Origin of the sequence: Fulvivirga sp. M361 (assembly GCF_007097395.1) — a bacterium.
In the GTDB taxonomy this organism is placed as follows: domain Bacteria; phylum Bacteroidota; class Bacteroidia; order Cytophagales; family Cyclobacteriaceae; genus Fulvivirga.
In genome coordinates this window covers 34,287-45,247 of the sequence record NZ_VKDC01000046.1, presented here as the reverse complement: position 1 = coordinate 45,247, position 10,961 = coordinate 34,287, and the positions used below count along the sequence as shown (strand labels likewise).

Annotated in this window: 11 protein-coding genes; 3 read left to right on the top strand and 8 right to left on the bottom strand. The window is 41.1% G+C overall.

Annotated features, from left to right (window positions below):
- The coding region (locus FNH22_RS32500; RefSeq protein WP_221420376.1) for a hypothetical protein at nucleotides 1-197 on the top strand (197 nt) is incomplete at its 5' end.
- Nucleotides 198-542: 345 nt separating this feature from the next.
- Here FNH22_RS32500 and FNH22_RS28635 read toward each other — a convergent pair.
- The 3 genes from FNH22_RS28635 to FNH22_RS28625 form a co-directional block, all read right to left on the bottom strand.
- Entirely contained in the window at nucleotides 543-1,139 is a 597-nt protein-coding gene (locus FNH22_RS28635; RefSeq protein WP_143401958.1) for a hypothetical protein, read from the bottom strand.
- Nucleotides 1,140-1,425: 286 nt separating this feature from the next.
- Nucleotides 1,426-1,833 (bottom strand): hypothetical protein, encoded by a 408-nt coding sequence (locus FNH22_RS28630; RefSeq protein WP_185154473.1) that lies wholly within the window; start codon nucleotides 1,831-1,833, stop codon nucleotides 1,426-1,428.
- 515 nt (nucleotides 1,834-2,348) lie between these two features.
- Nucleotides 2,349-2,711, bottom strand: a complete 363-nt coding sequence (locus FNH22_RS28625) for a DUF1801 domain-containing protein (RefSeq protein ID WP_143401956.1) — start codon at nucleotides 2,709-2,711, stop codon at nucleotides 2,349-2,351.
- Nucleotides 2,712-2,820: 109 nt separating this feature from the next.
- Here FNH22_RS28625 and FNH22_RS32770 point away from each other — a divergent pair, with 109 nt between their 5' ends.
- Together FNH22_RS32770 and FNH22_RS32210 are read left to right on the top strand one after the other, a co-directional pair.
- On the top strand, nucleotides 2,821-2,946 hold the full coding sequence (locus tag FNH22_RS32770) for a hypothetical protein (RefSeq protein ID WP_255518181.1): 126 nt from the start codon (nucleotides 2,821-2,823) through the stop codon (nucleotides 2,944-2,946).
- Nucleotides 2,947-2,961: 15 nt separating this feature from the next.
- A complete protein-coding gene (locus tag FNH22_RS32210) occupies nucleotides 2,962-3,111 on the top strand; it encodes a hypothetical protein (RefSeq protein ID WP_185154472.1) in 150 nt (49 codons plus the stop codon).
- Nucleotides 3,112-3,189: 78 nt separating this feature from the next.
- Here FNH22_RS32210 and FNH22_RS28620 read toward each other — a convergent pair whose 3' ends face one another.
- The 5 genes from FNH22_RS28620 to FNH22_RS28605 form a co-directional block, all read right to left on the bottom strand.
- The gene (locus tag FNH22_RS28620) at nucleotides 3,190-4,209 is read right to left on the bottom strand and encodes a M12 family metallopeptidase (protein WP_143401955.1); all 1,020 of its coding nucleotides are present in this window, start codon (nucleotides 4,207-4,209) and stop codon (nucleotides 3,190-3,192) included.
- A 579-nt stretch (nucleotides 4,210-4,788) separates the two neighbouring features.
- Nucleotides 4,789-5,361 (bottom strand): nucleotidyltransferase family protein, encoded by a 573-nt coding sequence (locus FNH22_RS28615; protein ID WP_143401954.1) that lies wholly within the window; start codon nucleotides 5,359-5,361, stop codon nucleotides 4,789-4,791.
- 83 nt (nucleotides 5,362-5,444) lie between these two features.
- A complete protein-coding gene (locus FNH22_RS32495; protein WP_221420375.1) occupies nucleotides 5,445-6,005 on the bottom strand; it encodes a hypothetical protein in 561 nt (186 codons plus the stop codon).
- Between the two features lie 116 nt (nucleotides 6,006-6,121).
- Complete coding sequence (locus FNH22_RS28610; protein ID WP_221420374.1) at nucleotides 6,122-7,963, bottom strand: glycoside hydrolase family 2 protein; 1,842 nt, start codon at nucleotides 7,961-7,963, stop codon at nucleotides 6,122-6,124.
- Nucleotides 7,964-8,172: 209 nt separating this feature from the next.
- On the bottom strand, nucleotides 8,173-10,827 hold the full coding sequence (locus FNH22_RS28605; protein WP_143401953.1) for a S41 family peptidase: 2,655 nt from the start codon (nucleotides 10,825-10,827) through the stop codon (nucleotides 8,173-8,175).
- Nucleotides 10,828-10,961: the final 134 nt, after the last annotated feature.

Genomic DNA, 10,961 nt, shown 5'->3' with positions numbered 1-10,961 from the left:
CTTGCCCGATAGCAGCCACTCTTCGTAATGCTCTTGCATCTTTGAAGCGTCGTGTCTTTTCATCACGCAAGATTACAGGGTTTAGGCCAACTTTGAAATATGCGGTTCTTCGGATGGATACAAAAAAACAGCATAAGCAAAGTGATCGCCATGCTGAACCTGAGTGTTTTTCTAGTCATAATAATTTGGTTTTATAAATTTAGGAGTTACTTACAATGTGGTCTTTTATAGTTATTTTTTAAAATATTTTAAATAAAATAATGATTTTATGTGTCTATTTATCATGAATAAAGCGATTTAATGTCCGTTTAATTTGAGAAAAAATGATTAATCAAACTCTATGTCTTTGAACATCAGAATAATAAATTTAGATTTTAGCCACCGGATGATTCAGAATTGTTGACATGAAGATTATCACAAATATTGTTGCAACCCGTGCTGTCCAGCTAGCTCATAGCTGAATGATCATTGATCTTTTCATGAACGGCGTCAATTAATCTGGCTTTCAGTCCACAGATTTACAGATCTTCAATCAAATGACATTATTTGCAATGGTTGTATTGTATTACGATTCTGCTAATGTCTTCATGGGTTAGCCTTCCGTGTTGTATTTCAGATGAAAGCGCCGGACAATCCTCAAAATATCTGGAAAACTCTTCCTTAAACTTCTTCTTTCGGACCAATTTGAATGAATTGTCCATTGATCGTTTTACATAAAGACTTTCATCAGAAGAGGAATATGTCATTGGACCTGTCCCGTTAGGGCCGGGGGTACTCCAGGATGTTACCGAAATATTCTTGTAAAGACCAATGTTCTTTCCGGTTTGAACAATTTCGTAAAACCTTGAGTTGTCCGACACAAACTTGTGAATAGAATGCCCATATCCGTTAAGATCCTTCGGGTAGTACTTTCTTTTCTTTCCATCCGTATGGACAAAGTTCACCAGACCATATTTTTTTGCTTCGAAATAAATGCTGTACTTAATTAGTCCCGTGATTTTCGTTGAGTCTTTTGTTATTATATAACCTTCGCGATAATGGTAGTTTTTTCTCAACTTCTGATATTTTTTAGAAGCCTGAGCATTGACCGAAGTTGTTATTAGTAAAGGTATAAGGACAAAGAATAAGGTCGGTTTCATATCATCGATGAGGTTATGTTGCTGAAGCCGTTGCAACCAACGACAACTGGAAAAATCCCTTTGCAGTTAATCATTTATTCAACTTAAATATACTAAAATGCACTGAGGCATATGGAAGTTTACCTGAACCTTAGGTTAGATGAGTTCACAATTTTTCGTTTGAGGTGCGGAAATGTTGGAGGGACCTTTTACTTCTTGACCGTGAGGTATTCAGATTACTATATCCGCTGAACATCTCATTAGTTTAGCACTCTTGGAAAAGATTGCCAAATTGGATACTGGTCCATTATAGTATTCTAAACCCCTCCGGTGTGTTTCTATCCGGAAATATACTATCCAACCATTTCTTGAATTGTTCCTGGGGAATCTCGATCTCGACATTTCGCTTGCCTCCTTCATGATCTATTAAACCTATTACCAGGTAATTTCGATTCAGAGTTGCTAACTGAGGGCTTCCTTTTCCATCATTATGCATCAGCTTCAGGAGGTATTTAAACTTTTCCAACTCCAATTTATTAGCCTGTGGAGGTTCCAGTAAAAACTCTATGGCCTTTTCGGGTTCAATGATCCTTGTTCCCGATTGGTTCCGTAAAGTTGCCATTTGAAATTGTTCCCGGCTTTCTCCTGTGTTCAGTTTTAATTCCGTATTGGCTAAAACTCCTCTTTGATTGCCTTCATTGGTAACTAAAACCAAGAACCCACTATTTAAACTTTCTAAAAAAGACACTGTCAAGATGGTTTTCTTTTCTTCCAGTGATTTTTTAACGATGGGTAAAAAAGTAGAGAGAACCGTGATTAAGGCGATGGTCAATGCCAAAAAGGAATTCCCAAAATTAATATACTTCCTCTAATTCTGATAGTGATTGCAATGGGTGCAATAAACGGCATTAACCCCCATCTCTGAATCGCAATATTTACACTTTTTTTTCTCACTCATTTAATCATTGTTTCAGGTAGCCCTGGGTTGGAGTTATTCACTAACATTGGTATTATGATTGTGTTTAACTCATAAGATAAATATAATCTATGCATATAATATGTATGAGTTGTGACTTTAGATTAAGGCAGTAAAGTATTCTATAAAAGATCAGTAAGAAACGCTTTTCCGGGGTTGATGGTACTAAATGATGTATTGGAGATGCCGGAGTGGAGGTCGCGTTGCCAAATTATGGGTTGATCCACTTTGCAAATGATAAGCCATTGAAGTATTCAATCATCCACCTGTGTCGCTTGTTTTACAAAAAAATCTACTTGTTTCATATCCATACTGTCCAAAGACGTTATTTTTAAATGACGGCGGTACTTTCCGTTGCCTTCCAATAGTTTATCAGGATCGTTAAATATGTACCCATAGCTAAACTCAAAAGAAACATGATTTTTATAGACAAAAACCCCTCCGAAATCATCTTCAAGTGAAAACATGATCCCGCCATACATCATTCGTTCTTTTACTTCCGGATAATTCATAAAGACAATTTTCCGTAGCTCTTCTAAAATCTGATACTTGGGCTTATCAAGCGCCATAACTTTGTGGATGAAGTCCTGGACTTCTATGCTTGCAGATTTTGTCATCGCTTTTCGTGTTGTTTCATACTCTACCATGTATGTAGGTAGTCTGTCCCCTTATGTCAGTGGTGTATCGTATTGTCTTAATTCCTAAATATACTAAAATACCAGGTTGATGCATGGATTTTTAGTGGTGATGGGAGTAGCACAATTTTTTGTCTGGGACGGTGACTATACGTTAGATACTTTCTGTTTAAGTATAAAGGTGCTAAAAACGGTACTGGAAATACTGAATATTTAGCTACAGAACTACGGTTTGATCCACTTAGCAAGAGAGTTAACTGTAGGGGGGCAAGGTGATGAAGGAGACGACCAGCGTATTTTTAGGGATGCCTGCAGAAGTGGCGCTATTAATACGTTTGAGGAAGGAATGATATGTATTCTTTTCTTAGTTGTTTTCCTTTAGAACCCTACCTGGCATACGTTTAAATATGTCAGGTAGGGTTCAACTAAAGGGTTGCTTTTGACAGCCGCTATTTAGCGTTTAGGCATAAAACCATTGTCCATTTCTATTGACTACCTGGTACCATTGGGTACCATTTCGTCCGTCTCCATACCAGTACCATAGGTCGTTATATCTGTATACGCGCAGTCCGTCTATGGTGTACCATTGTCCATTGACATACTGGTCACCGCCACCACCGCCGCCGGTTCCGGGGTACATGATCGAGATCCCGGTTTTGTCGTCTGCGGAAAGGCCGTTACGCTGTGTGCTGTACAGGCTGCCGTCTTTTCGGGTGATCGTAGGGTTTCCATTTCTGGAAAAGGAATATGGGCCATACATCATGATGGAGCCAAAATCCAGGGTGTTAGTATAATCTCTTCCGTCGCTTCCACGCTCTACATAGGTTCTGAAGTTGTTCTCTCTTCCGGGAGTGATGTTTTGAAAGAGTACATTGACGAAATCGTCACGGTCAGCGCGTGACTGCTCATGGTAGAGGCCTATGGCATGTCCTATTTCATGGATGGTGTTTCCGGTGCTACATCCGCTGGCCAGGTTGATGGCTTGTCTGCCGCCTATTCTGCCAACAAAGGATGAACACCCACCACCGGGCTGAAAATAGATGTAGTCACGTTGATTAGTGCGCTCCACAAACCTCAGAGAAGTATTGGCCTCCCAATGTGCTATCGCATTCGTAACTCTGCTTTGGTTTGGAAGGTTAGAAGCAACCTGATAATAGACAATATTGTTTGCCCATCTGCCGCCGGTTCTACCTACACTTTCCGTAACAGGGCCGTCAGCTTCCGGCGGTGCTACAAAGGACAGCTGATCTTCGGGGATCTGCATATCTCCCTGGAAAACATATACACCATTTACAAGTTCCAACTCTACCAACTGCCCCAGGTAGTAGGCGCTTACTACTTCACCTTTTACATCTGGAACTGCCAGCTCCCCCTGTACAAAACTTGCTTCTGAATTTGCGGTTGATGGCGCTTCTGATTCATCATTACATGCGGCAGCACACAGTAGTGCAATTGCCGCAATAACATTCACTTTTTTCATGTTTGGGTTTAGATTGATTTGATAAAAAATTTGATTGATGCCGGCAATAAAAGAAAAAACAGTTATGAATAAAAACCGCCTTTCCGTGTGAACAAACCATGCTGTAAAAAGCGATGTAAGGTTTTAAACAGATGTTACTTAAAGTAAAAATATAACCTGATCCGATGATGTTGTTAAGCTTAAAGGGCTTGATACAATGTTGACCTTTACTAGGAAGGTAAGGCGCATTGACTCAATTACATGGAGATTTTTTTTTAAAAAAGTTAAGTGAGAGAGCATGGGGCGTGCCAATTAGTATAAATTGGATAAAAAATGGTTGTTACCCTGGTTGATCATCGGAGACCGGAATGTTGCTGAGACTGAATCCGCTACATTGTTAAACAGGTGCTTGATGAGCTGGAATTCACGATAGGAGAACTCGTTCATGAGATAAAGCAATTCCCCGATCTTCGCCGGATTGATTGGGTTGAGAATAACGGTTTTTACAAGTAAGTGAATCAATCGGTGCAGAGACATAGACAGAAGATACATCGATCTGTCTGGTGAAGTTTGAATCACACTTAATCAAACACCAATTTACTACTTATCGCATGGGTCACGGTAACCGGATTGTATTACAAGGTTACGCCACTTTTTCTTCCACGCTTTGCTTTCAAGTCGATCCTGATAAACCTTCAGGTCAGCATTTGGCGTTGGGGCAACGACCAGATTGAACAAGTCTTCTAACCCACAGGGGGCGATATATTCGATGCTGCCTTTTGTATTTAGCCTGACTGCAACCGACGTGGCAGTTTCAGGCCAGTAAGCCATGGCATCTTCACAATTTTTATAAGGCCTATGACCGTTTCTGAGGTGCATCCTGGCCTGATTTTTTACCGACCAGTTAAGTGCTGGGTTTATGGAATTAAGAGTGCGCTCAAGGGACAGGTCATCCTGCCTGGAAAGCCTGAGCCGGTCAAAGTAAATGACGTCAATATCATTCAGCGCCTGTCGTTCCAGGCCGTGTTGGTAGTCCCAGATTTTGTTCCTGACGAACCCGGCGCCAATCCAGCAGTCATTCAATGCTAAACTTCGAACTGTTTTTAAAGTTTCAAGCATCCACTTGTCATCTGATATAATGCCTGTAAGGGCTGTGCTTAAATTCCGGGTCATTTTAGTTTTGCCATCTTAATTCCGGGCTTTTTCGCAAATGTGAATATAGTGGCTAAAAACGGGTGGTTTTAAATTAATGTGTATTAATATCCTTCTGCCTTTGGGTGTACCACTTCACTTTCATAGTCTTTTCCATTTTCACGTGCCATCTTATCGTAAAAGCGAAAGTAATTGCCGTAGGTGTATTTGCTGTTTTTCTTTTTCATAGCATCTCTCATTTGGTTAAACTGAGCGGTGGCCTTTTCCTGGTCGCCAATTAAAAACAGATAGTCATTGGAGGATAGCGCCTGACCTTTGCTATCCAGTAATTGCAGGGTTACGAAAAATTGCTTTTCTACTTTTTTCAAGACATTCGCTTCTATATCGAAGAATTTTTTGGCGCTGTTTTCTTCAATAGTTTCCACTGCATAGCGCTTCGAGTTAATCACTTTTCCGTTGTGGTCTTTTATTTCAAGTTTTATTTCGCATGATGTATACGCTTTGTACAGATCGTTCACCACCCATACCTCACCTGCGAAAGCCTCACTATTCGACCAGCGACGTTTCTTAAAATGGAGGTTAACTAAAAGGGGTTGATAGGCTTTTTTAACATAATTGTATGAGCGTTTGGGTTGCTGATAGTTATCTATTATTCCCCATTTCATATCGGGCCAATAAGTAATGAAATGGCATAACGCAATACCGCTTAACCGGGGTTTCTGACGACGGAAATACTCAATGCCGTTTTGAAAAATAATACCCTGTGCATCCTGCGAGGCATTCACGAACTCTTCCAGGAGCTGATCTTTTCTTCACCAAATACATCAAAATTCTGCATTTTCAATCGATCCAGGTCAGCCCAGTGGTGTCCCCAGCTTAAACCGGGAGGCCACATTTCATCTTCAGGAATGAACTTCTTAAGGCTTTTGATGGAAGGTACTGAAGTAATGGCAAACTCAGGTACGATAGGGTAGTCGAGGGATTGATACCAGTCTTCCATCAGCGCAAATCCCATGTCATAAAAATACCGTAAGGCATGAACGGCTTCTTTAGGTTTGTAGCCGGCCTTTTGGGATACTTCACAGGTAAGAGGAGAGTCAGGTACATAGGGTAGTTTGACATAACTCTGCAAAGAATCGCCCAGAGTCTCCAGGAAATTACGGGCAAAAACAGGATCGCTTGCACGTAGCAACATCTCTTCTCCACCTTCCATCATGATCAAAGAGGGATGGTTTCGGCGCACTTTGATCACCTGTACGGCTTCATGAATGATCTCATCCATGAGCTTTCTGTCTTTAGGAAGATTACCAGTACCTAAGGGAATCATATCTTGCCAAACGGTTAAACCCGCTTCGTTGCACAGTTCATAGAACTCAGGGATCTCCGGTGGATGCCAGCCGAAAATCCGGATGTTATTCATGTTGGCCTCTTTAGCCATTTGTATTAGCCTGGCATATTCTTTTGGTGAAGTCCGTCCTACAAAAATATCGGGTGGGCCACCCCAGCAGGCGGAACGAATGAAATGATGCTTTCCATTGATGAGGGTAGTTCGGGGAAAGCTTACTTCGTCTTTTGTAAATCCGGGGTTCCAGGCCATAGTTACCTCACGTATGCCAAAAGTCACTTCTGAAAAGTCATGATTCAATTTGTCCTCTTTCAGCGATACTTTGGCAAGATACAGGTTAGGTTCACCCAGGTCCCAGGGCCACCAAAGCATTGGCTGGTCTACCGGTAGGGTATGGATGAAAGTATGTACTCCGGGCTTTACAGTTTTAGTTACTTCTGCCTGCAATGGTTTTGATTCAAAATTCTTCCCTTCTATGGAAGCGATAAAGGTCATCTGTCTGGGTGTGTCGGTGGTATTCTCTAAGGTTACTTCCAAATCAACCCGGGCTGTTTTATCCTTATGAAGGGTAGTATTCGCATAAACATCCTTAATACGGACTTTTCCGGTAGCTACCATTTTTACAGGTCGCCAGATCCCAAAGGGGATCAGGTCACGCCAGTAATCTCCAAACCACGGCGTTTTTTTTCCGGCTACTTTTGCATTTACCTGGGGAGGAGGATCAAGCTTCACCACTAATAAATTAGTGCTTTCCAGCCAGTGTTTTGAAACCCGCAGCGCTTCATTGACATCGAACGAGAATGGGGAGAAAGCTCCTTCATGACTTCCTAAATGATGCCCGTTCAGCCACACGTCACAACTATAATCGACTCCCTCAAAATCAAGCCTGATGATCTGGTCTGTGATATCTTCGGTGACGTTAAACTGTATGGCATACCACCATTCATATTGTTGTACCCATTGGGCTTTTACACTGTTGCGGCCAAAATAAGGATCTTCGATGGCCCCTATTTTCCACAGATCTGTATAAACATCGCCTGGTACCTCAGCAGCATTCCAAACCAATGTTTCAATATCTCCGGGAGGTAATTGATGTAACCCTTGTTTAACGCCCTCTCCGGGCAGCATCATCTTCATCTTCCACCTCATCCCGCTGAAATCGCGTACCACCTGGCTGTTTTCCTGGTGAGCGTTGATGGTACCGGGCTGCGCACTAAGCGTAGCGGGTAGGACCAGGGCCAATTTTATAAGCAATAAAAAAAGGTTACTTTTTGACATGGTGTGATTTTTAAGCGGTTGAGGGGTGAGAGGGCAGTGTAGTGCCCGGAACTGTAGTTGGTACCATAATAGTATATATCAAGCAGCCCCATTAAATTAGTGATTATCTGTAATACTAATCTAGTTACCTAAACCTTCTTTGATCAAACGTTGTCACAGCACATTATGAGGTTGTACGATTACATTTTGGTTGTAGCAATTAGGATGTTTCACTTTATATTTTCTTTAATGATCTGATGGCACAGCTCCATTTCTTTATCTCTTCCATGTAGTATATCTCCCAGGCCATAGCTGACATAATAATCAGGAATTACACCGTGACCTGCGGGTACATCTTGACGTACAGCCAATTCATATCGCCCCAATGGAATGGTCACTCTGATCTTTGAATTTGGCAATGTGAGAAAGGGGTTGCCAAAGCTACAGTTTCCATAATACCCTCCGCCTGCTTCCTGACCAATGAAAGTTGCTCTTTTGTTGGACCTTGCAATGGCTGCAAAATCAGCAGCTGCTGAAAAGGTGCCTCCATTAATGAGAATATAGACCCGGCCTTTGAAAGCGTCGGACCGGGCGGTCCGTACACCCATATTTTGATGTTTTATGTACAGGTAATGACCATCTTTTATTGTGGTGGAGGCAGCATAATTGGGTAACGCCTGATTGAACCGGAGATTTCCGAAGGATAAACGATTTAAAAACACTGTGTCTATTGAAGCCACTTTGATACTTTGATAGATCTTGTAGGGCTTATAAGCTAAGTAGGCATATAAAAGATCTGCATATTCATCCTTGCCTCCCGTATTATTTCTGAGGTCAATGATCAGGCTACTTACTTCCTGATCTTTAATACGCTGGAATGCATCTTTAAGAAAAGAAGGGAAATCCTGGGAAGTGCTGAAAGAAGGGATCGTCAATACACCGAGTGATAATGGGTTATAGGTATTCAATGTAGCGACCTTATTTTCCGGAGCTGATGTTAATTCTGCCCCTGATAAACGTATAGTTTGATTTTGATCGTAAGGGCCTTTGAATTCAATATTGAAAGTATCTATCACTCCATAATATTGAGCATATAGACGGGAGAACTCTTTTTGCAGATGAAATTCTTTGTAGGTCTGATTATAACCATCTGTCGGGATACAGGCCTTTAGCTGATGGATGATAACTGAAATGGGTATATGATTGATGGAAACCAGCTTTGACCCTTTGGAGATTTCATGATAGTCTTTTATCACAAAAGCGCTATCTCCGGCAATCCATAATTTTAAAGGGAAGAATATATTATGAAATCCATGATATTTTGACATGGGGACAGAGGGATAAATCTGTGTATGTCCACAATTTATTTGTGCTATGAGCGGACTGAGCAACTGGAACAACTCTGTTTCATTCGTTTTTTTCGCTAACTTCTTTTTTATGTCAGCTACCTGATCATCAAAGTGGGTCTTGTTCATGTACCAATACAATCCTGGGTGTATGGTTTCCAGGGACTCTGCTAAATAGTCCAGGTCTTCCCTGACTTGCTTCGGACTGTAATGAGCTGACGTTGCTTTTCTGACCTTATCATTTTTCCATGCTTGATTGCTCATTCTAAGTTGAGCGGCAATTTGAGCAAAGGAGGTGTCTGATTTTATAACATTAAAATAGGTCCATTTTTCATCACTATGTTCATCATAATTTTCATAATTCTTTTTAATGAAATTCTGCAAGGTAGGGATACGTCCAATGTCTGATATCGACGTTGCATCACTTGTTATTTCCAGGTTGGTAGTATCTATTGCGGTAATTGTACGCTCGGAATGAAATTTTAAGCCGCGCTTTTGAGATAATACTACACCAAATAACACGAGGGAGGCATCAAATTCGGTATCCATGATCATGCTATTCATAAACCACTTTTCGCCATACTTTTTATAATTGATCTTAACAAGGTCTTGCTTGACATCAATCTTTTTAGGTGGCTTACTAAGTCTTTTCCCTGCCCATGTCTTGTGCGATTTGAGAAACTTCACTCCCCTGGGACTCAACCCGAAAGTCAGTTTGACAATGGCCCTGGACGATGCATCTATATATATCTTACCGTTCAATAAAGGCTTTCTTACTTTTTTCTTTTGATCAAATGCAATGACATACACTTCCTGGTTTGCTCTGCTGACAGATTCTTTTAACTCAAACTCATAATAATTGAGCAAATCACTTTTCTTTTTAAGTTCTACTCCCAAAAAGGTGGTTTGAGCAGGCTGTTCAATGCCTGAAATGCTCGTCCAGCCGAAGGTATAAAAACCTCCCCTGGACGGATCCCAAAGTGATTCTTTTTCACGTTTATTTTCGATGTATCGTGCCTTTAATACTTTTGAAGATTGTAATACGGTGGTCCCCTTGGTCTGGAAAGCCACTTCCAGGAGCTGGATGAAGTTATCTTCATGGGTAACATACTCTCTTTGAAAACCCTGGATGGTATAAGGAGAGGTATAATAGTTTTCGGGAATTCTGTCAAGAGCTGAATAAACGATTTCCACTGCATTTAGTGGTTTGACCACGACTTCCTTCAGGTGAAGTGATTCGGTGGTCAGAGATATATTCTGGTAGACATTTATGGCTTTTTCTATTTCTATCTTTTGCGGCTGATAGCCTAAGTGGGAAATAACCAGATGTTGTGCTTGGATTTTGGAGGACAGGCTTATGGCAAACTCTCCCAACTTATTGGTGGTGGTACCGATACTTGTACCGTCCAGGTACACACTAGCATAAGGTATGGGCTCATCTGTGGACCGGGCCTTTACCTTTCCATGAAAAATAATGTACCGTTGGGCAAAACTGGGGTGACATAACAGGCAAAGAATAATGAAATAAAGAGTTTTCATATTGTATTCTTTGGGTGTTTTAGGATAAAGATAAGGAATAGCTCCAGCTTTTTCTTTTATGTCAAAACCTCCTTCGATCCGTTATAATGGCTTTCATACGGCTAAATCATATGGTATACAGCAAACCCGACATC

Excerpts from the sequence above, each read along its gene's own strand:
- FNH22_RS28635 (WP_143401958.1), bottom strand. The coding sequence starts at position 1,139 with ATGAAACCGACCTTATTCTTTGTCCTTATACCTTTACTAATAACAACT.
- FNH22_RS32770 (WP_255518181.1), top strand. The coding sequence starts at position 2,821 with ATGCATGGATTTTTAGTGGTGATGGGAGTAGCACAATTTTTTGTCTGG.
- FNH22_RS32495 (WP_221420375.1), bottom strand. The coding sequence starts at position 6,005 with ATGAAATGGGGAATAATAGATAACTATCAGCAACCCAAACGCTCATAC.
- FNH22_RS28620 (WP_143401955.1), bottom strand. The coding sequence starts at position 4,209 with ATGAAAAAAGTGAATGTTATTGCGGCAATTGCACTACTGTGTGCTGCC.
- FNH22_RS28625 (WP_143401956.1), bottom strand. The coding sequence starts at position 2,711 with ATGACAAAATCTGCAAGCATAGAAGTCCAGGACTTCATCCACAAAGTT.
- FNH22_RS28615 (WP_143401954.1), bottom strand. The coding sequence starts at position 5,361 with ATGACCCGGAATTTAAGCACAGCCCTTACAGGCATTATATCAGATGAC.
- FNH22_RS28610 (WP_221420374.1), bottom strand. The coding sequence starts at position 7,963 with ATGTCAAAAAGTAACCTTTTTTTATTGCTTATAAAATTGGCCCTGGTC.
- FNH22_RS28605 (WP_143401953.1), bottom strand. The coding sequence starts at position 10,827 with ATGAAAACTCTTTATTTCATTATTCTTTGCCTGTTATGTCACCCCAGT.